22 protein-coding genes are annotated in these 23921 nt (G+C 74.4%); 7 read left to right on the forward strand and 15 right to left on the reverse strand.

Annotated elements, in window-relative coordinates; all coding sequences use genetic code 11:
• From ACFYMP_RS15280 to ACFYMP_RS15295, 4 genes are all read right to left on the reverse strand, one after another.
• Complete coding sequence (locus ACFYMP_RS15280; protein WP_388856375.1) at positions 1–1353, reverse strand: hemolysin family protein; 1353 nt, start codon at positions 1351–1353, stop codon at positions 1–3.
• A gap of 43 nt (positions 1354–1396) precedes the next feature.
• A complete protein-coding gene (gene ybeY, locus ACFYMP_RS15285; protein WP_388856378.1) occupies positions 1397–1894 on the reverse strand; it encodes an rRNA maturation RNase YbeY in 498 nt (165 codons plus the stop codon).
• A 13-nt stretch (positions 1895–1907) separates the two neighbouring features.
• A complete protein-coding gene (locus ACFYMP_RS15290; RefSeq protein ID WP_388856381.1) occupies positions 1908–2978 on the reverse strand; it encodes a PhoH family protein in 1071 nt (356 codons plus the stop codon).
• A 72-nt stretch (positions 2979–3050) separates the two neighbouring features.
• Positions 3051–3938 (reverse strand): alpha/beta fold hydrolase, encoded by an 888-nt coding sequence (locus tag ACFYMP_RS15295; protein ID WP_388856384.1) that lies wholly within the window; start codon positions 3936–3938, stop codon positions 3051–3053.
• 165 nt (positions 3939–4103) lie between these two features.
• Between ACFYMP_RS15295 and ACFYMP_RS15300 the strand changes: the two genes are divergently transcribed.
• Entirely contained in the window at positions 4104–4637 is a 534-nt protein-coding gene (locus ACFYMP_RS15300; RefSeq protein ID WP_388856387.1) for a hypothetical protein, read from the forward strand.
• A gap of 151 nt (positions 4638–4788) precedes the next feature.
• On the forward strand, positions 4789–5025 hold the full coding sequence (locus ACFYMP_RS15305; protein ID WP_388856390.1) for a hypothetical protein: 237 nt from the start codon (positions 4789–4791) through the stop codon (positions 5023–5025).
• Positions 5026–5130: 105 nt separating this feature from the next.
• On the opposite strand, the gene ACFYMP_RS15310 is transcribed toward ACFYMP_RS15305, so the two are convergent.
• Positions 5131–6324: a carbohydrate kinase family protein gene (locus ACFYMP_RS15310; RefSeq protein ID WP_388856393.1), complete on the reverse strand. Its 1194-nt coding sequence runs from the start codon at positions 6322–6324 to the stop codon at positions 5131–5133.
• A 36-nt stretch (positions 6325–6360) separates the two neighbouring features.
• Between ACFYMP_RS15310 and ACFYMP_RS15315 the strand changes: the two genes are divergently transcribed.
• Both ACFYMP_RS15315 and ACFYMP_RS15320 read left to right on the forward strand, forming a co-directional pair.
• Complete coding sequence (locus ACFYMP_RS15315) at positions 6361–7665, forward strand: 6-phospho-beta-glucosidase (RefSeq protein WP_388856396.1); 1305 nt, start codon at positions 6361–6363, stop codon at positions 7663–7665.
• Positions 7666–8134: 469 nt separating this feature from the next.
• On the forward strand, positions 8135–9460 hold the full coding sequence (locus ACFYMP_RS15320) for an MFS transporter (protein WP_388856399.1): 1326 nt from the start codon (positions 8135–8137) through the stop codon (positions 9458–9460).
• A gap of 102 nt (positions 9461–9562) precedes the next feature.
• On the opposite strand, the gene ACFYMP_RS15325 is transcribed toward ACFYMP_RS15320, so the two are convergent.
• The 5 genes from ACFYMP_RS15325 to ACFYMP_RS15345 form a co-directional block, all read right to left on the reverse strand.
• Positions 9563–10567, reverse strand: a complete 1005-nt coding sequence (locus tag ACFYMP_RS15325; protein WP_388856402.1) for an adenosine deaminase — start codon at positions 10565–10567, stop codon at positions 9563–9565.
• A gap of 67 nt (positions 10568–10634) precedes the next feature.
• Positions 10635–11540 carry a ribonuclease Z gene (locus ACFYMP_RS15330; protein ID WP_388856405.1) on the reverse strand — a complete coding sequence of 302 codons (906 nt, stop codon included), beginning with the start codon at positions 11538–11540 and terminating at the stop codon, positions 10635–10637.
• A 7-nt stretch (positions 11541–11547) separates the two neighbouring features.
• Positions 11548–11904 carry a histidine triad nucleotide-binding protein gene (locus ACFYMP_RS15335; RefSeq protein WP_388856408.1) on the reverse strand — a complete coding sequence of 119 codons (357 nt, stop codon included), beginning with the start codon at positions 11902–11904 and terminating at the stop codon, positions 11548–11550.
• A gap of 104 nt (positions 11905–12008) precedes the next feature.
• Entirely contained in the window at positions 12009–12491 is a 483-nt protein-coding gene (locus ACFYMP_RS15340) for an SRPBCC family protein (RefSeq protein WP_388856411.1), read from the reverse strand.
• A 111-nt stretch (positions 12492–12602) separates the two neighbouring features.
• Positions 12603–15821: a S41 family peptidase gene (locus ACFYMP_RS15345; protein ID WP_388856414.1), complete on the reverse strand. Its 3219-nt coding sequence runs from the start codon at positions 15819–15821 to the stop codon at positions 12603–12605.
• A gap of 114 nt (positions 15822–15935) precedes the next feature.
• Between ACFYMP_RS15345 and ACFYMP_RS15350 the strand changes: the two genes are divergently transcribed.
• A complete protein-coding gene (locus tag ACFYMP_RS15350; protein WP_388856417.1) occupies positions 15936–16346 on the forward strand; it encodes a pyridoxamine 5'-phosphate oxidase family protein in 411 nt (136 codons plus the stop codon).
• A gap of 23 nt (positions 16347–16369) precedes the next feature.
• Here the strand turns inward: ACFYMP_RS15350 and ACFYMP_RS15355 are convergent, their stop codons facing one another.
• From ACFYMP_RS15355 to hrcA, 4 genes are all read right to left on the reverse strand, one after another.
• Complete coding sequence (locus ACFYMP_RS15355) at positions 16370–17125, reverse strand: 16S rRNA (uracil(1498)-N(3))-methyltransferase (protein WP_388856420.1); 756 nt, start codon at positions 17123–17125, stop codon at positions 16370–16372.
• Complete coding sequence (locus ACFYMP_RS15360; protein WP_388856423.1) at positions 17122–18189, reverse strand: nitronate monooxygenase; 1068 nt, start codon at positions 18187–18189, stop codon at positions 17122–17124. The genes ACFYMP_RS15355 and ACFYMP_RS15360 overlap by 4 nt, the downstream gene beginning before the upstream one ends.
• A 135-nt stretch (positions 18190–18324) precedes the next feature.
• A complete protein-coding gene (gene dnaJ / locus ACFYMP_RS15365; protein WP_388856426.1) occupies positions 18325–19464 on the reverse strand; it encodes a molecular chaperone DnaJ in 1140 nt (379 codons plus the stop codon).
• Positions 19465–20481, reverse strand: coding sequence for a heat-inducible transcriptional repressor HrcA (gene hrcA, locus ACFYMP_RS15370; protein ID WP_388856429.1), 1017 nt, complete (start codon positions 20479–20481; stop codon positions 19465–19467).
• A 298-nt stretch (positions 20482–20779) separates the two neighbouring features.
• On the opposite strand from hrcA, the gene ACFYMP_RS15375 reads away from it, so the two are divergent.
• Positions 20780–21514: an MBL fold metallo-hydrolase gene (locus tag ACFYMP_RS15375; protein WP_388856432.1), complete on the forward strand. Its 735-nt coding sequence runs from the start codon at positions 20780–20782 to the stop codon at positions 21512–21514.
• A gap of 35 nt (positions 21515–21549) precedes the next feature.
• On the forward strand, positions 21550–22365 hold the full coding sequence (locus ACFYMP_RS15380) for a DUF3097 domain-containing protein (RefSeq protein WP_388856435.1): 816 nt from the start codon (positions 21550–21552) through the stop codon (positions 22363–22365).
• Between the two features lie 234 nt (positions 22366–22599).
• Here ACFYMP_RS15380 and hemW read toward each other — a convergent pair whose 3' ends face one another.
• Entirely contained in the window at positions 22600–23832 is a 1233-nt protein-coding gene (gene hemW, locus ACFYMP_RS15385) for a radical SAM family heme chaperone HemW (RefSeq protein WP_388856438.1), read from the reverse strand.
• Between the last annotated feature and the right edge of the window lie 89 nt (positions 23833–23921).

The following is a 23921-nucleotide window of genomic DNA, read 5'->3' on the forward strand; positions in this document are numbered from 1 at the left end:
TCAGCCCGTCCTCTCGCTCTCCCGCTCGGCGGCCCGCGCTCCGCTCGCGGAGGTCTCGTCCCCGGTGCGGTGCCCGGCGCCGGTGCCGACCGGCTCCACCAGCACGGTGACGATCTTGTTGCGGCGTCCCGCCGAGGACTCCGCCGTCAGCCGCAGCTCCCGGCCGTCGGGCAGTTCCACGACGGAGGAGGCGTCCGCGATCGGGACCCGGCCCAGCGCCTTGGCGAGCAGTCCGCCGACGGTCTCGACGTCCTCGTCGTCGTACTCCTCGATGCCGTACAGCTCACCGAGGTCGCCGATGTCGAGCCGGGCGGTGACGCGGTAGCGCTCCCCGTCGAGCTTCTCGACGGGCGGCAGCTCGCGGTCGTACTCGTCGGTGATCTCCCCGACGATCTCCTCCAGGATGTCCTCGATGGTGACTATCCCGGCGGTCCCGCCGTACTCGTCGATGACGACGGCGCAGTGCGTGCGCTCCTGCTGCATCTCGCGCAGCAGGTCCCCCGCGTTCTTCGTGTCGGGCACGAAGGTCGCGGGCCGCATCGTGGTGGACACGAGGTCCGACTCGGCCTCGCGGTTGACGTGCGTCTTGCGCGCGAGGTCCTTGAGGTAGACGATCCCGACCACGTCGTCCTCGCTCTCCCCGGTCACCGGGATGCGCGAGAAACCGGAGCGCAGCGCGAGGGTCAGCGCCTGGCGGACGGTCTTGAACCGCTCGATGACGACGAGGTCGGTGCGCGGCACCATGACCTCGCGCACCAGGGTGTCGCCGAGTTCGAAGACGGAGTGCACCATGCGGCGCTCCTCGTCCTCGATGAGGGACTGCTGCTCCGCGATGTCGACGAGGGCGCGCAGCTCCGCCTCGCTCGCGAACGGCCCGCGCCGGAAGCCCTTTCCGGGGGTCAGGGCGTTGCCGATGAGGATGAGCAGCGGCGGGATGGGGCCCATGACCTTGGCCAGCGGCACCAGGACGTACGCGGCCGCCGTCGCCGTGTTCAGCGGGTGCTGGCGGCCGATGGTGCGGGGGGAGACCCCGACCGCCACATAGCTGACCAGCACCATCACGCCGATGGCGACGAGCAGCGCGGCCCAGGTCGCGGAGAACTCCTGGAGGCAGGCGTAGGTCACGAGGGCGGCGGCGGCCATCTCGCAGGCCACCCGCACCAGGAGCGCGACGTTGAGGTAGCGGGTCGGGTCGGCGGCGACCTGCGCGAGCTTCGCGCCGCCGCGCCGGCCCGAGCGCGCGGCCTCCTCGGCGCGGAAGCCGGAGACGCGGGCGAGCCCGGCCTCGGCGCAGGCCGCGAGCCAGGCCACGACGACGAGGGCGACCGCGCCCAGGACGAGGGTCGTGCTCATGAGGGCGCTCCGGGGGACCGGGCGGGGACGCCGGGGGCGGCGCTCATGACACGGTCGGGGCGGGTGAGGGCCCCGTCAGTCCGTGCTCGGCGCGCCAGCCGTCCACGATGGCCTGCTGGAGGCCGAACATCTCGGCCTTCTCGTCGGGTTCCTCGTGGTCGTAGCCCAGGAGGTGGAGGACGCCGTGGACGGTGAGCAGTTGCAGCTCCTCGTCCATGGAGTGCCGGGTCGGCGCCTCCTCCCCCTGCTTCTTGGCGACCTCGGGGCACAGCACGATGTCACCGAGCAGCCCCTGCGGGGGCTCCTCCTCGTCCTTGGACGGCGGACGCAGTTCGTCCATCGGGAAGGACATGACATCGGTGGGTCCGGGCAGATCCATCCACTGCACGTGCAGCTGCTCCATCGCCGGCGTGTCGACGACGATCACCGACAGCTCGGACAGGGGGTGGATGCGCATGCGGGTCAGGGCGTAGCGGGCGACGTCCAGGATCGCCTGCTCGTCCACCTCGGTCCCGGACTCGTTGTTGACGTCGATCGACATGGTGCTGTCCGGTCTACTTCCCGTCGCGACCGCGTGAGCGGCCGGGCTGGCGCGAGCGGTCCTCGTCGCGCTGGTGTTCGCTGTCGTACTTCTCGTAGGCGTCGACGATACGGCCCACCAGCCGGTGCCGGACGACGTCCTGCGAGGTCAGGCGGGAGAAGTGCACGTCATCCACCCCTTCGAGGATGTCCTGCACCTGCCGCAGCCCGCTCTTGGTGCCCCCGGGCAGGTCGACCTGGGTGACGTCCCCGGTGATCACGATCTTCGACTCGAAGCCGAGCCGGGTGAGGAACATCTTCATCTGCTCGGGGTTCGTGTTCTGCGCCTCGTCCAGGATGATGAAGGCGTCGTTCAGGGTGCGGCCCCGCATGTAGGCCAGGGGCGCGACCTCGATGGTCCCGGCCGCCATGAGGCGGGGGATCGAGTCGGGGTCGAGCATGTCGTGCAGCGCGTCGTACAGCGGGCGCAGATACGGGTCGATCTTCTCGAAGAGCGTGCCGGGCAGGAAGCCGAGCCGCTCTCCCGCCTCGACGGCCGGCCGGGTCAGGATGATGCGGCTGACCTGCTTGGACTGGAGGGCCTGTACGGCCTTCGCCATCGCCAGGTAGGTCTTGCCGGTACCGGCGGGGCCGATGCCGAAGACGATCGTGTTCTTGTCGATCGCGTCGACGTAGCGCTTCTGGTTGAGCGTCTTCGGCCGGATGGTGCGGCCCCGGTTGGACAGGATGTTCTGGGTCAGGACGTCGGCGGGGGTCTCCTCGCCGTCGCCCTCGCCGCTCCCGCTCGCCCTGAGCATGGCGATCGAACGTTCCACGGCGTCCTCCGTCATGGGCTGCCCGGTCCGCAGCACCAGCATCATCTGATCGAAAAGCCGCTGGATGAGGGCGACGTCGGCCGCCTCACCCGTCGCGGTGATCTCGTTTCCCCGTACATGGATGTCGGCCGCGGGGAAGGCCGCTTCGATCACCCGCAGGAGGGCGTCCCCGGAACCGAGGACGGTGACCATCGGATGGCTCGCGGGAACGGTGAAGTGGGCGCGCGCCTGCTCGTCGGCAGGGGTCTTCGCAGTCGGTGTCTGAGTCATGGGCCGGCACTGTGGCCTGCGCATACCTCCTGTATCGGGTCCTCGCCGGTCGAAAACCTCGTGCCTACCAGCCTACGACCCGGCGGGCCCGGTCCCGTAGAGCTTTTCCGCGCCGCGTCCGAACCGTTGTGCGCCCGGCGCGCGCGGCCCTCTCCCCGGGCCCTGTCCGTCCGCTTCGGCGAGGAACGGCAGGAGGGCCCGGGTGAGGGACTCGGGCTGTTCCAGGGTGAGGAGGTGGCCCGCGCCGGGGAAGGCGACGAGGCGGGCACCGGGGATCTCGCGGGCGTAGCGGGCGGCGATGTCCTGGAAGTCGGGTACGTCGAGCGTGCCGACGCCGATCAGGGCGGGGACGGTGAGCGCGCCGGGGTCGCCTCCGCCGGGTCCGGCCGCGTACCGCTCCACGGCCTCCTGGTGGACGAGGGCGGTGCGGACCGGGCCCCGCATCCGGTCGAGGAGGCGGCCGTCCACCTCCGCGTCGGTGCGCTCGGGCCCGCGCAGCCACATGTCGAGGTCGACGCGGACGGCGGCGTCGAGGTCACCGGCCGCGAGCGCGGCCGTCTCCGCCGCGTCGTACGCGATCATCGCGGCGCCCCAGTCCCAGCCGGGCCACGGCGGGGCGAACGCGGCCAGCGAGCGGACCCGCCCGGGGTGGGTGAGCGCGAAGTCGAGGGCGATCCGCCCGCCCCAGGAGGCGCCGACAAGGTGCACCCGTTCGTACCCGAGGTGGTCGAGCAGGCGCCGCAGGTCCTCGACGTCGCTGTACGCGGCGGTGGGCGGGGCCGAGCGCCCGAAGCCGCGCAGGTCGTACCTCAGGACGGTGTGCCGCGCGGCGAGCGCGGGCACGGCCTCGTCCCACATGGTGCTGTCGGCGATCCCGGCGTGCACGAGCACGACCGGGGGGCCCGCACCGGTCACGGAGTGGACGAGCGGGGCGTGGTGGTCCTGGGAGAGGAGGGGCATGGGCGGATGTTCGCAGGGCGGGGGCCCGACGCGCGCGCGATATCCGGTGCGCCGCGGCAGCACTGCCGGTGTCGCTCGTGGGTACCCGGAGCGCGGGTATCCGCGAAGCCAGGGGGAGTTGGCCATGTGGCGTGGAATGGGCGGGGCAGGGGACGGCGACCGGGCATGAGGGCTTATCTGTGGCGTCTGGTCCTTCTGGTCCTGTGGAGCGCGCTCGTGGGGACGCTGGTCGGCTGGGCCCTGACCGAGAGCCTCCCGCTGTCCCGGCGGGCCGCTCTCCTGACGGGAGCGGTCCTTCCGGTGGCGTGCGCGTGCCTGGCGCTGGTACTGACGCTCCGGACACGGCGCCGGGCGCGGGGCCTGGGTCTGGACCTCGGGACGTACGTCGCGGCGGAGCGGCACGTGCGCGAGGGCCGTTTCCCCACCGACGGGCGCGAACAGGTCGCCGCCCGGGACCAGATCGGCCGGCTGGACCAGTTCGCGCGCTCCAGCCGGCTACCGCGCTGGCTGTACGTCGGTGAACTGGTCCTCTTCCCGCTCATGGCCGCGCTCCAGTTCGCGGCCGGACGGCCCGTGACGGGCGCGCTCATGGTGCTGGTCGTCACGGGGATCGCCTGCTACCCCGCGTCCCGGCGCCGTCAAGACGAGCGACTGCGCCGGCTGCACCAGCGGGCGGACGCGGCCCTGGACGTCCGGTGAGCGGCCGGCCGGAAGCCTGTCCTCCGGCGGTCCGCGGGGGCGCGTGCGCTGATGTGCGGCCTCGGCGGGGGGCCCGAGGGGTCCCGTCATCTCCCCGTCGTCGGGCAGGATTCGGCGGGCCGGGGGCCTCGGGCTCATCACGAGGCGCTACGTGGAGGTGGCGCGGGCGGTCCGGCGCGGGCGCTTCCCCGCCGACCCCGGCGAGCACGCGGCGGCACGGGACCAGATGGAGCGGATGAGCAGGAGCCGGCAGAAGCAGCACGACATGCGGTGGCTCAGCTGGCTCCTCCTGGCGGTGTGGCCGGTGTTCGCCGTGCGTCAACCGCTGGAGGGGCACGGGGGCTTCGCCGGTCTCTACTCGCTGAGCCTGGCGCTCTGGACTTGCTGAGCCTGGCGCTCTGGGCCGTTGGCCCCGTGCGGCTGTGCCGTCAGCGCGCCCGCCTCGACGACTTGCGCGCCCGGTCCGCCCGCGTGGCCGCCGAGGGCCGCTGACTCATACCGAGCGCGCCCCGAACCCGATCGTCGGCACCGCCCGGCGCCTGGGCCACTGCCCCGGTGTGTCCGGCAGCAGCGCGTCGAGGAAGGCGTAGCGGCGCAGGGCGGCCGGGTCCTGGTCGTCGTAGGACTGGACGTGGCGCCACCACGTGGCGATCTCGGCCCAGCCCGGGGCGGAGAGGGAGCCGCCGAACTCCTGGACGGAGAGGGCGGCGGTGAGCCCGGCGAAGGCGAGGCGGTCGGCGAGCGGCCAGCCGGCCAGGCTGCCGGTGACGAAGCCGGCCACGAAGACGTCCCCGGCGCCGGTCGGGTCGAGGGCGGGCACCTCGATCGCGGGGACCTCGGCGCTCTCCCCGGTCCGCCGGTCGACGGCGTAGGCGCCGTCCTGGCCCAGGGTGACGACGGCGAGCGGGACGACCTCGGTGAGGGCGTGGGCGGCGGCGCGCGGGCAGGTGGTGCCGGTGTAGCGCATCGCCTCCTCGGCGTTCGGCAGGAAGGCCTCGCAGTGCGCGAGGTCGGTGAGGGCGGAGAGGTCCCAGCGGCCCGTGTCGTCCCAGCCGATGTCGGCGAAGACACGGGTGCCGCGGGCCGCCGCGGGCGCGATCCAGGGCGCGGGGCGGCCCGGGGCGAGGGAGGCGACGGCGGCGAGCGCGTCCGGTACCCGGGCGGGCTCCGGTTCCTGGGCGGAGTCGACGTGGCCGTGCGAGACCATCGTGCGCTCCCCCTCGTACGCCATGGAGACGGTGACCGGGGAGTGCCAGCCGGGGACCCGGCGGGAGGGCCGCAGGTCGATGCCCTCGCCCTGTTCGAGCGCGTCCCAGCAGTACTCGCCGTAGTGGTCGTCACCGAACGCGGCGGCCAGCGAGGTGCGCAGGCCGAGCCGGGCGAGGGCGGTGGCCATGTTGGCGACGCCGCCGGGGCTGGAGCCCATGCCCCGGGCCCAGGACTCGGTGCCGCGCACGGGGGCCGAGTCGAGACCGGTGAAGATGATGTCGAGGAAGACGGTGCCGGTCAGGTAGACGTCGCACGGGGGGCCCTCGGCGGAGCGGATCGCGGCGAGGGGATCGAGGGCGGCGGGCCGTTCCGTCCACTGCGGACGCTCGGTGCGCCGCGCCGGGTCGGTTCGCTGCGGTTCGTACGTGCTCACGGTGCGCTCCCCTTGCCTGGTGCGGGTCCGGACAGTGTGCAACATCCCGCGCGCACGGGCGGTGAGGTACGTTCCACCAGCATGAGGCTGACGATTCTGGGCGGCGGTGGATTCCGGGTCCCGCTGGTGTACGGGGCGCTCGCGGGCGGGCGTGCGGCGGAGGTCACCGAGGTGACGCTGTACGACACGGACCCGGTGCGGCTGTCCGTCGTCCGCGCGGTGCTCGACGGCGTCCCGGGCGGCCCCCCGGTGCGCGCGGTCACCGACCTCGACGAGGCGGTGCGCGGCGCGGACTTCGTGTTCTCCGCGATCCGGGTGGGCGGTACGGCGGGCCGGGTCGCCGACGAACGGGTCCCGCTGGAGGAGGGGGTGCTGGGCCAGGAGACGGTCGGCGCGGGCGGCGTCCTGTACGGGCTGCGGACGGTGCCGGTCGCGTTGCGGATCGCGGAGCGGGTCAAGGCGCTCGCGCCCGGGGCCTGGGTCATCAACTTCACCAACCCGGCCGGCACGGTGACCGAGGCGATGGCGCAGGTGCTGGGCGAGCGGGTCATCGGGATCTGCGATTCGCCGGTGGGGCTCGTCCGGCGCGCGGCGCGGGCCGCCGGCGCCGGTCCGGACACCGTGACCTACGACTACGTGGGGCTCAACCACCTCGGCTGGCTGCGCTCGTTGACGGCGGCGGACGGTACGGACCTGCTGGCGCGGCTGCTCGCGGACCGGGCGGCGCTGGAGTCCTTCGAGGAGGGCCGGCTGTTCGGCGCCGAGTGGCTGCGGGCGCTGGGCTCGCTGCCCAACGAGTACCTGCACTACTACTACTTCCGCCGGGAGGCGCTGGCCGCGGTGCGCGCCGCGGACCGTACGCGCGGGGAGTTCCTGGCCGAGCAGCAGGAGGCGTTCTTCGCGGCGGCGGCGCGTGAACCGGAGCGGGCCGCCGAGCTGTGGGAGCGGACCCGGCGGGAGCGCGAGGAGACGTACATGGCGGACAGCCGTGCGGCGAGCGGGGGTTGGGAGCGCGAGGAGGAGGACCTCGCGGGCGGCGGCTACGACCGGGTGGCCCTCGCCCTGATGCGGGCCATCGCGGGCGACGCGAGGGGGACGCGGCTGATCCTGAACGTCCGCAACGGCTCGACCGTGCCGGAACTGCCGGCCGACGCGATCATCGAGACGGTGTGCGAGGTCGACGCGCGCGGTGCCCGGCCCCTGCCGTGCGCGCCGCTGGGCGAGGCGGAACTCGGCCTCATGCTCCAGCTGAAGGCGGTGGAGCGGGCGACGGTCGAGGCCGCGGTGTTCAAGGACCGGACGGCGGCGCTGCGCGCGCTGGCCCTGCATCCCCTGGTGGACTCCCCGGCGGTCGCGGACCGCATCCTGGAGCGCGTCGCGCGGTAGCCGCCCTTCCCTGCCGGACTCCGGCCCCGCGCACACGGTGCCCGCGCGGGGCTTTTCCGGCGTGCGCCCGGTGACCGAGCGTGCGCGTACGTGCGCTTGGCGTGCGCCGGGGCGGGATGGACGAGATTCACGTGACCGGCGTACGCGCGGCGTAGACAGGGCGTAGACACCCACTGTTCCAGGGCTTCGCGAAAGCGCTCCCAACCTGCGGAAACGGCCTGGCTACCCGCTCACTCCCCACCCAAACAAAACGTGATACAGGTCACACTTCCCCGGCTTCTCGCGCCGGGCGCGCGCTTGATACAAATTGCCTCGCGCACCCGTCGATCCGGCCACAGAGCCCGGCGTACGGGGGCGAATTCCCTCTTCGCGTCGTCTTCTCGCGTTCCCTCCCCCGGGCACAGCCCTGCCTTCCGGCACCGCACGCCCCGGCCCCCGCCCTGTCGCTCCGCACGCCCTGGAACAGCCCGTGTCCCCGCGCCCCGCCCGGCCCCTCGTCGCCCTCTTCACCGCCGGCTACCTCGCCTCGTACCTGCTCCCCACCGTCGTCGGCCGCATCGGTTCCGGTCTCGGACTGGACCCGGCCGAGGCCGGTGTCGTGGGCAGTGGTCTGCTGCTCAGCTCCGCCACGGCCGGGTTCACCCTGGCGGGCCGCGTGGAGCGGGTCGGCGCGCGCAGAGCGGCCCGTGTGGGCCTCCTGCTCGCGGCGGCCGGCTACGCGCTGGCCGCGCTCGGCAGCGATGTCCCGCTCGTCGTGCTCGGCACGGTCGTCGGCGGTTTCGGTTCCGGTACGGCGACGACGGTCGCGGCCTCGGGGATCGCCGCGCTGCGCGATCCGCACCGCGCCTCGACCGCCGGACTGCTCTCCGTCTCGGTGGTCGCGGGCGCCCTCTACCTGACGCTGCCTCACCTGGGCGGCGGGCACCGGCTGCCGCTCGCCGCGATCGCGGTGGTCGCCGCCCTGGCCTGGCCCGCGACGCGGTCCCTGCCGGCGGTGGGCGCGGCGGACCGGGGCCGGGCCCCGGCCACCGGGCGTGGCGCCGCCCCGCTCCCGTACCGCCGCTCCGGCCTGGTGCTCGCGGTGGCGATCGTGGGCTGGTCCATGGCGCAGAACGCGCTGTGGGGCGTGAGCAGCAGGATCGGCCAGGAGCAGGCCGGGCTGGACGAGGTGACCGTCGGCGCGGTCTTCGCGGTGGCGCTCGGCTCGGGGCTGCTCGGGATACTCGGCGCGGGTCTGCTCGGCTCCCGGCTCGGCCGGGCGGTGCCGATCGGGGTGGGCACCGTGTTCATCGCGGGCTGTATCGCGGTCAGCGCCTCGGCGGACGGACTGGGCGGTTTCGCGGGCGGCGAGATCCTGTGGAACACGGGCTACCCGGTGGTGCTGTCGTACCTCATCGGCCTGGCCGCCTCGCTGGACCCGCGCGGCCGCTGGGCGGTCCTGGTCGGCTCGGCCTCCTCGCTGGGCGTGGCCTGTGGTCCGCTGAGCGGCAGCGTGCTGGTCGAGACGGTCGGCTTCGCGGGCATGGGGCTCGTGCTGTGCGCGGTCCTGCTCCTGCTCGCGGTGCCGCTCACGGCCGTCGCGCTGCACACCGGCGGGCGTCCGCTGGTGCTCGGCGCGGTACGGCGCAGGGGCGGGGCGGCGGCCGCGTTCGTGGCGGCCGGCGCGGGCGCGCCCTCGGGGACGGTGCCGCGGCTCGGCGCGCCCGAACAGCCGGTCACCGCGATCGCGGTGCCGGTCGCCGACCCGGCGCGGGCCGCGTACGGTCCGGCGGGTCCGCGGCCGTCCGGTGGCTGACCGGCCGGCCGCGGACCTCAGGAGGAACGGTTCGTCCCGCAGCGCGTCCGGGGGTTCGTCCCGGCGTCCGCCAGGAGGTCCGGCGGGGCGGGAGCCCGCCCGTCAGCCGAAGTCGTGCGCCTCGACCTCGGCGAGGTAGCGGGCCCGCAATTCCTCCTCGTCGTCGAGGAAGGCGGCTTCGAAGGAGTTGCGGGCCAGGGTCCGCAGCTCCTCGGGGCCCAGGCCCAGCGTCTCGCGCACGGCGCGGAAGTTGTCCTCGGCGTAGCCGCCGAAGTACGAGGGGTCGTCCGAGTTGACGGTGCACTTGAGCCCGGCGGCGAGCATCGCGCGCAGCGGGTGCTCGGCGAGGGTGTCGACGGTGCGCAGCCGGACGTTGGAGAGCGGGCACAGCGTGAGCGGAACGCCCTCGCGCACGAGCCGGGCGGTCAGCCCGGGGTCCTCGAAGGCGCGCAGCCCGTGGTCGATCCGCTCGACGCCCAGGACGTCGAGGGCCTCGGTGACGTACTGCGGGGGCCCTTCCTCCCCGGCGTGCGCGACGCGGCGCAGGCCGAGGGCTGCGGCCTTCTCGTAGACCTCGCGGAACTTCGCCGGCGGGTTGCCGACCTCGGCGGAGTCCAGGCCGACCCCGGTGATCAGGCCGAGGAAGGGCTCGGCCTCGGCGAGGGTGGCGAGCGCCGACTCGGCGGGCCGGTCGCGCAGGAAGCACATGATGAGCCGGCTCGACATGCCGTACCGCTCGCGGGCGCTCTCCAGCGCGCGGTGCAGTCCGTGGACGACGGTGGCGAAGGGCACGCCGCGCGCGGTGTGGGCCTGCGGGTCGAAGAAGATCTCGGCGTGCCGCACGCCCTGGGCCGCGGCCCGCTCCAGGTAGGCCGCCGCCAGCTCCTCGAAGTCCCGCTCGGTGCGCAGGACCGCCATCAGCTCGTAGTAGAGGTCGAGGAAGGACTGGAGGTCCTCGAAGGCGTAGGCGTGGCGCAGGGCCAGCTCGTCGTCGTGGCTGAGCGTCACGCCGTTGCGCGCGGCGAGGGCGAAGGCCAGTTCGGGTTCGAGGGTGCCTTCGATGTGAAGGTGGAGCTCCGCCTTGGGGACGGGTACGGAAGAGGGCATCCCAGAATCGTACGGGAATGCGAGGCGGAACGGCCGGGGCCCCCGGCCGGGCCCCGCGCGGCCGGGATCAGCGGCGCGGCGGCACCGGTACCCGGTCCAGGTCCTCGGCGACGGTGAGCGCTCCGTCGTACCCGGCGGCCCTCGCCTGCCGTTCGAAGACGGCCGGGTCCGGGTAGCGCTGCGAGAAGTGGGTGAGCACGAGGTGGCGCACGCCCGCGTCGCGCGCGAGGCGGGCGGCCTGCCCGGCGGTGAGGTGCCCGTGCTCGGCGGCGAGGGCGGCGTCCTCGTCGGTGAAGGTCGACTCGATGACCAGGAGGTCGCAGCCCTCGGCCAGCGCTTCCGCGCCCTCGCACAGCCGGGTGTCCATGACGAAGGCGAAGCGCTGCCCGCGCCGCACCTCGCTGACCTGTTCCACGGTGACGCCGCGCAGGACGCCCTCGCGCTGGAGTACGCCGACGTCGGGCCCGAGGATCGAGTGCGCGGCGAGCGCCTCGGGCAGCATGCGGCGCCCGTCTGGTTCGGTGAGCCGGTAGCCGAAGGAGTCCACGGGGTGGCTGAGCGCGCGGGCCTCCAGGGTGTACGCGGGTGTGGTGGCGAGCACCCCTTCCTCGCGCACGGGTTCGGGCGTGATGCCGACGCTCTCGTAGTACGCCGTGGAGTACCGCAGCCGCTGGAAGAACCGCTCCCCGCTCGCCGGGTAGTGGGCGCGGACGGGGTGCGGGACCCGGTCGAGGTTGATGCGCTGGATGATTCCGGCCAGACCCAGCGAGTGGTCGCCGTGGAAGTGGGTGACGCAGATCCGGTGCAGGTCGGTCGCGGAGATCCCGGCCTGCGTCATCTGCCGCTGGCTGCCCTCGCCCGGGTCGAAGAGGATGCCCTCGCCGTCCCAGCGCAGGACGTAGCCGTTGTGGTTGCGGCGGCGGGTGGGCAGCTGGCTCGCGCTGCCGAGCACGACCAGTTCACGCGAGGACACGGGCGGCTCAGCCGGGCGGCCACCGGAGGCCGCGGCCCCCGAGGACGTGGGCGTGGACGTGGAAGACGGTCTGCCCGGCGCCCGAGCCGGTGTTGAGGACGATCCGGTAGCCGGACTCGTCGATCCCCTCCAGCCGGGCGATCTGACCGGCGGTGCTCAGCACGTCGGCGCTCAGCGGCGGCTCGGCCGCGAGGGCGGCGGCGTTCGGGTAGTGGGCCTTGGGGACGACCAGGACGTGCGTGGGCGCCTGCGGGTTTATGTCACGGAAGGCGAGGGTGGTCGCGGTGTCGAGCACGACGTCCGCGGGCACCTCCCCGGCGACGATCTTGCAGAACAGGCAGTCGGCCTGCGGTTCACCCGCCATGGTCCGGTGTCCTCCTCGCGCTCGTGGACGTCACTCGGTGCCCGCCGGGGCACTGGGTGCATCGTAGCCGCGCGCCCGCGGGGCGCCGAGCCGGGTGCGCGGGTTCAGCCCGGCTCCGGGAGCGGTTCGCCGGTCTCCAGCAGCGTCTTGAGGCTGGAGAGGATCACCGGCCAGCCCTCCGCGATCATGGGGCGCAGCAGTCCGCCGGGAGCGAGGTTCTCGTGTGCGAGGCGCAGGCGCACCTGCCCGTACAGCGGTTCGATCGTCCAGCGCACCCGTGAGCGGGGTTCGGCGGCGAGGGCGGCGCGCGTGGCCTCGTCCACTCCGACGGCCGCCGCCCATTCCGGGGTGAAGGTGTGCCAGGTGTAGGCGAACGCGCGTCCCGGTTCGGCGGTGAGGACGGTCTGCTCGGGGTGGGAGATACGGACCCCGCGCTCCTGCCACACGACCGGGGCGCCCGCCTCCCCCTCGGTGATCAGCTCGGCGCCCCAGTAGACGGAGGTCTCGGCGGGGTCGGTCAGGGCCTGCCACAGCGCCTCGGGGCTCGTACGCAGGTACGAGGTGTACGTGAACGTCTCGCTCTCCATGGGCCCAGCCTTGCCCAGCGGACCGGGAGCGGCCAGCCGGGACGGCCCCGCGCGGACGGGCCGGGGCCCGCCCGCACCAGATGTGCGGGCGGGCCCCGGTCCGTCTTCCGCCTACTCCCCCGGCCGCTGCGGGGGCGTCTTCGGCGGGTTCTCCGCCAGGGCGGCGAGGGCGATCCGGATCGCCTCGTCGAGCTGCGGATCGCGGTCGGCCACGTAGTCCTGCGGGGCGGTGACGACCTCGACGTCCGGGTCGACGCCGTGGTTCTCGACGCCCCAGCCGACCGTCTCGAACCAGAAGGCGTAGCGCGGCTGGGTGATCGAGGTGCCGTCCACGAGGCGGTAGCGGCTGTCGATGCCGACGACCCCGCCCCAGGTGCGGGTACCGACCACCGGGCCGATGCCGAGCGCCTTGATCGCGGCGTTGACGATGTCGCCGTCGGAGCCGGAGAACTCGTTGGCCACCGCGACGACCGGCCCGCGCGGGGCCGCCTCCGGATAGCTGGAGGGCCGCTTGCCGCGCGGCACGTCCCAACCGACGATCCGGCGGGCCAGCTTCTCCACGATGAGCTGCGAGGTGTGGCCGCCCCGGTTCTCGCGGACGTCCACGATCAGCCCGTCCTTGCCGATCTCGACGCGCAGGTCGCGGTGGATCTGCGCCCAGCCGGAGCCGACCATGTCGGGCACGTGCAGGTAGCCGAGCCGGCCGCCGGACTTCTCCTTCACGTAGGCGCGGCGTCCGGCGACCCAGTCGTGGTAGCGCAGGGGCTCCTCGTCGCGCAGCGGTTCGACCACGACGTGCCGGGGCTCGCCGCCGCCCGCCGGGGCCACGGTCAGTTCGACGGTGTGCCCGGCGGTGCCCAGCAGCAGCGGACCGGGCCCGAGCAGCGGGTCGACGGGCCGGCCGCCGACCGCGAGCAGCGCGTCCCCGGCCCGTACGGCGACTCCGGGCCCGGCGAGCGGGGAGCGCGCGTGCGGGTCGGAGGTCTCCGAGGGCAGGACGCGGTCCACGCGCCACACCCCGTCCTCGTGCCGGGAGATGTCGGCGCCGAGCAGCCCGGCGCGGGTCGCCGCGCGGCCCCCGCCGCCGACCGGGGTGACGTAGGCGTGCGAGGTGCCGAGTTCGCCGTGCACCTCCCACAGCAGGTCCACGAGGTCGTCGTGGGTGGCGATCCGCTCCAGCACCGGCCGGTAGCGGTCCAGGACGCCGTCCCAGTCGACACCGCCCATGTCGGGGCGCCAGAAGTTGTCCCGCATGATGCGGCCGGTCTCGTCGAACATCTGCCGCCACTCGGCGGCCGGGTCGACGCTCTGCCGTACCCGCCCGAGGTCGACGGTGATGTTGGAGTCGCTGTCCTCGTCGCCGGAGGCGCGGCGGTCGCTGGGGACGACGCGCAGCTTTTCGCCGGTCCACAGCAGGACCCGCCTGCCGTCCCCGGTCACCGTGTACCCGCTCGCCTCGCCGGCCAGTTCCTCGACCCGGTGCTGGCCGAAGTCCCAGCGTTCCAGGCGGGACTTGGGCGGTTCCGACTCGGGGGTCGCGCCCGAGGTGCCGAGTACCCCGTGCAGCGGGTGCGAGAGCCACAGCACGCCGTCCTTCGCGGCGCGCAGCGAGGAGTACTCGCCCGCCTCCACGGGGAAGGGCACGATGCGGTCGGCGAGCCCTTCGAGGTCGATACGGGTCTGCGCGCTGCCCCCGGTCTCGCCCTCGGGGGTGCCGTCCTTGTCGGGGGCCTCGAAGGGTTTGCCGTGCCGCTGCGGGCCGAACGGCGAGGGCGTCGTGGCGGCCAGCGTGATCAGGTACGGGCGGGTCGCGCCGACGAAGGCCAGGTCGAAGTTGTGCGCGTCGTACATCGGGTCGAAGGCCCGGTCGGACAGGAACGCGAGGTGCTTGCCGTCCGGGGTGAACGCCGGGCTGTAGTCGCTGAACCGCAGCGGCGTCGCCTCGACGGGCGTGAGGTCGGCGGTGTGCGCGAGCTTGAGCTGGCGCAGCGGGTCGGGGCCGGGGTGCGACCAGGCGAGCCACGCCGAGTCCGGCGAGAACACGAGGCCCGAGACGTCGCCGTCCTCGCTGCGGTCCACCTCGCGGACCTCCCCCGACTCCCGCTCGACGAGCAGGACCCGGCCGTCGTGCGCGGCGGCCGCGATCCGGCTGCCGTCGGGGGACACCGCGAGGGACAGGACCCTCCCGAGGCGTCCGGCGGCGATCCGGCGCGGCGCGGAGCCGGGCGCCTTGCCGGTGGCGGGCGCGAACTCCAGGGCGTCCTCGCCCTCGGCGTCGGTGACCCAGGCCACCCACTCCTCGCCGTCCACCCGGAAGGTGCGCGGCAGCCGGGCCCGTACGCCGGGTTCGACGGCGAGGGCGCGGGCGGGCCCGTCGCGGTGGGTGACCCAGTGCACGGCGCCGCGCACCAGCACGGCGCTGCCCCGGCCCGTGTGGTCGGGGGCGGCGCCCGCGAACCAGCGGGCGGCGTTGACCGGATAGGGCCGCAGGTCGGCGCGCTGCCCGCCCAGCCGCACGTCGAGCCGGCGGGGCCCGGCCCCGTCGAGGTCGTCCAGCAGCCACAGTTCTCCGGCGCTGGAGTACACGACGCGGCGCCCGTCGCCGGCGGCGTGGCGGGCGTAGAACCCGTCGGCCTCCACGGGGGTGTGGCGGCGCAGGTCGCTCCCGTCGGGCAGCGAGGAGTAGAGGGCGCCGACGCCCTCGTGGTCGGAGAGGAAGGCGATCCGGCCACCGGCCCACAGGGGGTCCTCGATATTGCCGTCGAGTCCCGCGTGGACCCGCGACCAGGCCCCGTCCTCGTCCGGCCCGATCCACAACTTCCCTGCGGTGCCGCCCCGGTAGCGCTTCCACCAGGCGGCCTCGCGGCCCATGGTGACGGTGCCGAGCAGGACCAGCTCCCCCTCGCCCTCGTACGCGAGCGAGCCGACCGGTCCGTAGGGCAGGGTCCGGGCGGGCGAGCCGTCGAGAGGGATCGCGTGGGCCCAGGTGCGGCGCAGCGAGGCCCGCCCGTGCGCGGTGACCGCGAGGACCTCGCCCTGCGGGGTCCAGCCGCGTACGGAGGTCTTGTGGCTGCCCCAGTGCGTGAGCCGGCGCGCGGGCCCGCCGTCCACCGGCGCGACGAACACCTCGGGCACGCCGTCCCGCGCGGAGGTCCAGGCGATCGTGGTGCCGTCGGGAGATATCCGCGGGTGGTGCACGGGCACGTTGTCGGCGCTGACGCGCCAGGCGCGTCCCCCGTCGAGCGGGGCGAGCCAGACGTCGTCCTCAGCGGTGAAGGCGAGCAACTCGCCGTGGATGTGCGGGTAGCGGAGATAGGCAGGCTGTGTCACAAGGGCCACCCTAAGCAGCGGGGCCCCGCTCAGGACAGGGGTTCTGCCTCCGCGCGCCGCCCACGGGGGGCCGGGGGCTTCCCGGAACGGTGGCGGCGGGGGTGGGATGGCCCCATGGAGACCGTCGCCGAACGCCTGGAACGGGCACGCAATGTGTGGCTGTGCGTATCCCGCCCGCAGGGCCCCCCGCACGTGACCCCCGTCTGGTTCCTCTTCCGGCCCGAGCGGGAGGAGGGCCCGAGCGGGCCGGAGGGCGTGTGGTGGATCGGTACGGGCGCGCACTCGCTCAAGGCGCGGCTGGCCGAGCGGTTCCCGATGGTCTCACTGGCCCTGGAGGACGGCGACCACCCGCTCGTGGCGGAGGGCGAGGCCCGCGTCCACCCCACCCGCTTCCCCGCCCTGGTGCGGGAGGGCTTCCTCGCCAAGTACGGCTGGGACCCGGCCATCCCGGAACGTCCGGGTGAACCGCGGGCGCTGCTGGAGGTGCGGGTGCGCCGGTGGCTGCTGCGGGGGCAGCCCGCCTGAGCGGCCCCGGGGCCGGGGCGTGGTCAGCCCCAGCGGCCCGTGCGCCCCATCAGCAGCGCCAGGGCCGCCGTCCCCGCCGTGGAGGTGCGCAGGACGCTGCGGCCCAGCCGGCACACGTGCGCCCCGGCGGCGGTGAACACCGCCAACTCCTCGGGCGAGACGCCGCCTTCGGGGCCGACGACGAGGACGATCTCCCCGCTCCCGGGCAGCGCCACGCTCGCCAGGGCCTCGCTCGGGGTCGCGGTGTCCTCGTGGAGGACGGCCGCGAAGTCGGCCCCGGCGAGGAGGGCGGCGGCCTGCTTCGTGGTCATCACCTCGGCGACCTCGGGGAACCGGGGCCGGCGCGACTGCTTGCCCGCCTCCCGGGCCGTGGCCCGCCATTTGGCGAGGGACTTGGCGCCGCGCTCGCCCCGCCACTGGGTCACGCAGCGCGCCGCCTGCCACGGGACGACGGCGTCCACGCCGGTCTCGGTCATCGTTTCCACGGCGAGTTCGCCCCGGTCGCCCTTGGGCAGCGCCTGGACGACGGTGACGCGCGGGCTGCCGACGGGTTCCTCGGCGAGCGCGCCGAGTTCGACGGTCAGCCGGTCCTTGCCCTCGGCGGACAGGACGACGCAGGGCGCCCAGTGCCCACGGCCGTCGGTGAGGACGACGTCCTCCCCCGGGCGCAGCCGCTTCACGGACACGGCGTGCCGGCCCTCGGGCCCGTCGAGCACGTAGGCGGCGCCCTCGCGGGCGCGCCCGGCGAGGTCCTCGGCGACGAAGACGGGCGCGGTCACGCGGCACCTCCCAGGGCGGCGGCGGCCGTCCGGGTCTCGGCGGCCAGCGTCTCGACGAGCCGGGCGGCGGGCAGCGTACGGGCCATCCGGTGTCCCTGGCCCGCCCACAGCGCCATGCCCTGCGCGTCCCCGGCGGCGGCCGCCGCCTTCCGCAGTCCCGAGGTCAGGTGGTGCACCTCGGGGTAGGCGGCGGGGGCCTGCGGTCCGTGCTCCCGCAGGAAGCGGTTGACGAGTCCGCGCGCGGGCCGCCCGGAGAAGGCCCGGGTCAGTTCGGTGCGCACGAACAGCGGGTTGGTGAGCGCCGCCTTGTGCAACGGCGAGGCCCCCGACTCCGGGCAGGGCAGGAAGGCGGTGCCGAGCTGCGCGGCCTGCGCCCCGGCGGCCAGCACCCCGGCGATCTGCGTGCCGCGCATGAGCCCGCCGGCCGCGATCAACGGCAGCGGCACGGTCTCCCTGACCTGGCTGACCAGCGCGAGCAGACCGATCCCGGCTCCGTCGCAGGCCGGGTCGTCGCGGTGTGTGCCCTGGTGGCCGCCCGCCTCGATGCCCTGGACGCACACGGCGTCGGCGCCCGCCCACTGGGCGGCCTGCGCCTCCTCGGGCGTCGTGACGGTGACGACGGTGACGGTGCCGACCCGCTGGAAGGCGTCGAGGACGTCGCGGGTGGGGCAGCCGAAGGTGAAGGACACGACGGGCACGGGGTCGGCGAGCAGGACCTCGACCTTCTCCTCGTACGCGTCGTCGAGAGCGCCCTCGGGGACGGGCCCGACCGGCACGGCGTACCGTTCCGCCTCCCCGGCCAGGTGCCCCGCGTAGGCGGCCACGGCCTCCGGGTCCCCGGCGGGCTGCGGGAGGAACAGGTTCACGCCGAAGGGGCGCGCGGTGAGTTCCTTCGTCTCCTTGACCTGCTCGCGTACGTCGTCGGCTCCGCGGTAGCCGCCGGCGAGGAACCCGAGGCCGCCGGCGCCGGACACCGCCGCGGCCAGCGCCGGGCAGGAGGCGCCGCCCGCGAGGGGAGCTTGCACGATCGGGTGCCGCAGAAGCTCGGTCAGACTTGAGGACATGCCCGCATCGTCCCACGAGCCCGCCGGGCGCCGCCCGCCGCCCGAGCCCTCGGGGCAGGGGGGCGGCGGGGAGCCGGACACGGCCGTGCGGCCCGCGCGAGGGACGCACGCGGGCCGCACGGTGGTGGCACGGGCTCAGGAACGGCCGTTGAAGGCGTCCTTGAGCCGGGAGAACAGGCCCTGCTGGCCGGGCTGGAACTGCCCGAGGGGCCGCTCCTCGCCGCGCAGCTTGGCGAGTTCGCGCAGCAGCCGCTCCTGCTCGGGGTCGAGCTTCCCGGGCGTCTGGACCTCGACGTGCACGATGAGGTCCCCGCGCCCGCCGCCGCGCAGGTGGGTCACGCCGCGGCCGTGCAGCGGAACGGACTGCCCGGACTGGGTGCCGGGCCGGATGTCGACGTCCTCGGTCCCGTCCAGCGTGTCCAGCGGCACCTTCGTGCCGAGCGCCGCCGCCGTCATCGGGATGGTGACGGTGCAGTGCAGGTCGTCCCCGCGCCGCTGGAAGACGGAGTGGGCCACCTCGTGGATCTCGACGTAGAGGTCACCGGCGGGGCCGCCGCCGGGGCCGACCTCGCCCTCCCCCGCGAGCTGGATGCGGGTGCCGTTGTCGACACCGGCCGGGATCTTCACGGTCAGGGTGCGCCGCGAGCGCACCCGCCCGTCGCCCGCGCACTCGGGGCAGGGCGTCGGCACGACGGTGCCGAAGCCCTGGCACTGGGGGCAGGGCCTGGAGGTCATGACCTGGCCCAGGAAGGACCGGGTGACCTGCGAGACCTCACCGCGACCGCGACACATGTCGCAGGTCTGCGCCGAGGTGCCGGGGGCGGCGCCCTCGCCGTTGCACGTGTTGCAGACGACGGCCGTGTCGACCTGGATGTCCTTGGTGGTGCCGAAGGCCGCCTCGTTGAGGTCGATCTCCAGCCGGATCATGGCGTCCTGGCCGCGCCGGGTCCGCGAGCGCGGTCCGCGCTGCGAGGAGGCGCCGAAGAACGCGTCCATGATGTCGGAGAAGTTCCCGAAGCCGCCCTGGCCGAAGCCGCCGGCCCCGCCACCGCCCGACTGGGACAGCGGGTCCCCGCCGAGGTCGTAGACCTGCTTCTTCTGCGGGTCGGAGAGCACCTCGTAGGCGGCGTTGATCTCCTTGAACCGCTCCTGCGTCTTGGGGTCCGGGTTGACGTCGGGGTGGAGTTCCCGCGCCAGACGCCGGAACGCCTTCTTGATCTCGTCCTGGGAAGCGTCGCGGCGCACGCCGAGTACGGCGTAGTAGTCCGTGGCCACTTACGACTCCGCCAGGATCTGTCCGACGTAACGAGCCACTGCGCGTACCGCTCCCATCGTTCCGGGGTAGTCCATGCGGGTCGGTCCGACCACGCCGAGCTTGGCGACTGCCTCGCCGCCCGAACCGTAGCCGACCGAGACCACCGAGGTGGAGTTGAGCCCCTCGTAGGCGTTCTCATGACCGATCCGGACCGTCATGCCCGGGTCCTTGGCCTCGCCGAGCAGCCGCAGGAGCACGACTTGCTCCTCCAGCGCCTCGAGCACCGGCCTGATCATGAGGGGGAAGTCGTGCCCGAACCGGGTCAGGTTGGCCGTGCCGCCGATCATCAGCCGTTCCTCGGTCTCCTCGACGAGGGTCTCCAGCAAGGTGGAGAGCACGATCGAGACGGTCCCCCGGTCGTCCTGTTCGAAGGACTCGGGGAGATCCTGCACGAGCTGCGGGACGTCGGCGAACCAGCGCCCGGCGACCCGGCTGTTGAGCCGGGCCCGCAGATCGGCCACGGAGGTGTCACCGAACGGCGCCGGGCAGTCGACCATGCGCTGCTCGACGCGTCCGGTGTCGGTGATGAGCACGAGCATCAGCCGTGCCGGGGCCAGTGACAGCAGCTCCACGTGACGCACCGTCGAGCGCGTCAGCGAGGGGTACTGCACGACGGCGACCTGCCGGGTGAGCTGCGCGAGCAGCCGCACCGTGCGCCCCACGACGTCGTCGAGGTCGACGGCGCCGTCCAGGAAGTTCTGGATGGCGCGCCGCTCGGGGGCGGTCATCGGCTTGATGTCGGCGAGCTGGTCGACGAACAGCCGGTAGCCCTTGTCGGTCGGGATGCGGCCGGCGCTGGTGTGCGGCTGGGCGATGTAGCCCTCCTCCTCCAGCGCGGCCATGTCGTTGCGCACCGTGGCCGGGGAGACCCCGAGCCGGTGCCGCTCGGTGAGCGCCTTGGAGCCCACCGGCTCCTCGGTCCCGACGTAGTCCTGGACGATGGCGCGCAGTACTTCGAGTCTGCGTTCACTGAGCACCGCGCACACCTCCCTGGTCGCCGGCCGGCGATCACCGGTCCGGGCTTGGCACTCGCCCTGTCTGAGTGCCAGCACTTCCCCGGCCAGTGTACGGCCGTGAGGTACACCCCCGGCAAGGGCGGTGGCACGGCAGGTCGTGCGCCCCGGCACGGCTGAGAAGGACAGGACGGGGCAGGGTAGGGCCGAAGACCACGAACGGACGGCCACGGCCCTCGCGAAGGGACGGGCCCGGCGCACCGGCGGACTCTCCCCCGGCGCACGGGCACGGGTGGCGGCGCACAGGGAACGGGAGCGAGCGGTGACCGACGACGGCGGATGGGAGCGGCTCGCACCGGGCGTGGCCCGGCTGCGACTGCCCGCGTGGGACTGCACGGTGGGCCTGGTCACGGCGGGCGGCACGGCCCTGCTCGTCGACGCGGGCGCGAGCGTACGGGAGGGGAGCGCGGTGCGCGCCGGGGCCCGGTCCCTGCTCGACGGCGGCCGCGTGACGCATCTCGCACTGACCCACCCGCACTTCGACCACGTGCTGGGCGCCGGGGCCTTCGCGGGCGTGACGACGTACGGGGCGGTCGGCGTGGAGGGGCTGCTCGGTTCCCCGGAGGGCCGCACGTCGCTGTACGCGGACGCGGTGCGGCACGGGCTCGACGAGGGCGAGGCGGCGCAGGCGGCGGACCTCGCGCGCGCCCCCGAGCACACGGTGTCGGGCGAGTTCACGCTCGGCCTGGACGGCGGCCGCCGGGTCCTGCTCGCCAACGTGGGCCCCGCGCACACCGGCCACGATCTGGTGGTCGTCGTGCCGGGCGCCGGGCCGTCCGCGCCCACCGTCGTGTTCTGCGGCGATCTGGTCGAGGAGTCGGGTCCCCCGCAGGCCGGTCCTGACGCGGTCCCGGCGCGCTGGCCGGACGCCCTGGACCGGTTGCTGGACCTGGGCGGCGAGGACGCGCTGTACGTCCCGGGCCACGGAGCGGTGGTGGACGCGGCCTTCGTCCGCGCCCAGCGCGCCGAACTCGACGCGGCGCACGGCGTGTCGTGATCCCCCGAACGGCGGCACTTCCTATCGTCTGAGGAATGCGCGCGTACTCCTCCGACCTGACCCCGCCGTGGAAGAAGCAGCGGCCCGCTCCCGAGGTCCCCCTGGAGCGGGACCTCGTGGTGGAGGAGGTGACGACCGGCTTCTGCGGGGCGGTGCTGTCCTGGGAGAAGTCGGCGGAGGGCCTCGTCGTGACGCTGGAGGACCGCTTCGGCAAACGCCGCGTCTTCCCGCTCGCCCCGCGCGGCTTCCTGCTGGAGGGCCGCGCGGTGACACTCGTACGCCCGCGCTCCACGGCACCGGCCGCCCCGTCCCGTACGGCCTCGGGCTCGGTCGCGGTTCCCGGGGCCCGCGCCCGGGTGGCGCGGGCGGGCCGCATCTACGTCGAGGGCCGGCACGACGCGGAGCTGGTGGAACGGGTGTGGGGCGACGACCTGCGGATCGAGGGCGTCGTCGTGGAGTACCTGGAGGGCGTCGACGACCTGCCCGCGATCGTCGCCGAGTTCGCCCCGGGCCCCGACGCCCGCCTGGGCGTCCTGGTCGACCATCTGGTGCCCGGCTCGAAGGAGTCACGCATCGCCGCCGGGGTCACCAGCGCGCACGCCCTGGTCGTGGGCCACCCCTACATCGACGTGTGGGAGGCGGTGAAACCCTCCTCCCTGGGCATCGAGTCCTGGCCCCGCGTCCCGCGCGGCCAGGACTGGAAGAGGGGCGTGTGCCGCGCCCTGGGCTGGCCGGAGAACACCGGAGCGGCCTGGCAGCACATCCTGTCCCACGTCCACACCTACAAGGACCTGGAACCGGCCCTGCTCGGCAGAGTGGAAGAACTGATCGACTTCGTCACAGCCCCGTAGCCCGATCCCGGCGGGGAGCGAGCCGCTCCGGCCCGGGGACGGCTCCTGGGCCCCGCACCGTCTCCCCGGCGGGCGAACACGCGGTGAGGCCCCCGGTCGTTCGGCCGGGGGCCTGACCCGCGCCCCGGACGGGCCCTTTCGGACCCGTCCGGCGCTTGAGGGCACCGCAACCGCCCCAGCCCCCTCCGGCATCCCGTCCGGCGCTTGAGGACAGAGCGAGGCCGCTGGCGAGCCTCAGTCCACCAGATCCCGCACCACCGCGTCCGCCAGCAACCGCCCCCGCAGCGTCAGCACGGCCCGTCCCCCGCGATGCGCCGCCGGGTCGAGCAGCCCCGCTTCCACGGCCCGCGAGGCCGCCGCGAGCCCGTCCGGCCTCAGCAGCGCCAGCGGGCAGCCCTCGCTCAGCCGCAGCTCCAGCAGGACGCGTTCGACCCGCCGGTCCTCCTCGCTCAGGATCTCCCGCCCGGCCCCGGGCGAACGTCCCCCGCCCAGCGCCGCCGCGTAGGCGCCCGGGTGCTTGACGTTCCACCACCGCACCCCGCCGACGTGGCTGTGCGCCCCCGGTCCGGCCCCCCACCAGTCGGCGCCGCGCCAGTACAGCTCGTTGTGCAGGCAGCGCCCGGCCTCGGTCGTCGCCCAGTTGGAGACCTCGTACCAGGAGAACCCGGCGCGGCTGAGCGCCTCCTCGGCGATCAGGTAGCGGTCCGCGTGCTCGTCGTCGTCGGTCATCGGGACCTCGCCGCGCCGGATGCGCCGCGCGAGCCCGGTGCCCTCCTCGACGATGAGCGCGTACGCCGACACATGGTCGGGACCCGCGCCGATCGCCGCGTCCAGCGAGGCCCGCCAGTCCTCGTCGCTCTCGCCCGGGGTCCCGTAGATCAGGTCGAGGTTGACGTGCTCGAAACCGGCGGCGCGCGCCTCGGCCACGCAGGCCTCGGGCCGCCCCGGCGTGTGGGTGCGGTCCAGGACGCGCAGCACGTGCTGCTTCGCGCTCTGCATGCCGAAGGAGACCCGGTTGAACCCGCCCTCGCGCAGTTCGGCCAGGTACGCGGGATCGACGGACTCGGGGTTGGCCTCGGTGGTCACCTCGGCGTCCTCGGCGAGCCCGAACTCCTCGCGTACGGCGCTCAGCATCCGGACGAGGTCGGCGGCGGCGAGCAGCGTGGGCGTGCCGCCGCCGACGAACACGGTCCGCACGGGGCGCGGGTCCCCGCCGAGCACCTTGCGGGCCAGGCGGACCTCGTCGACGAGGGTGTCCGCGTAGTTGTCGCGCGAGGCGAGCACCCCGCCGGAGCCGCGCAGCTCGGTGGCGGTGTACGTGTTGAAGTCGCAGTACCCGCAGCGGCTCGCGCAGTACGGGACGTGCAGGTAGAACCCGAGCGGGCGCTCCCCCGCGCCTTCGAGGGCGTACGGGGGCAGTTCCCCGGTCTCGGGCACGGGCTCGCCGTCAGGCAGTGCGGAAGGCATGGAATCCATTGTCCCAGGCACGGGAGGACCACCGTGAGTGAGCTGGGGCGCGGGAGGCCGGGCGCGCGAGGCGGGCCCGCCCGGCCGCG

The sequence above is a fragment of the Streptomyces sp. NPDC007088 genome, assembly GCF_042869355.1.
GTDB lineage: Bacteria > Actinomycetota > Actinomycetes > Streptomycetales > Streptomycetaceae > Streptomyces.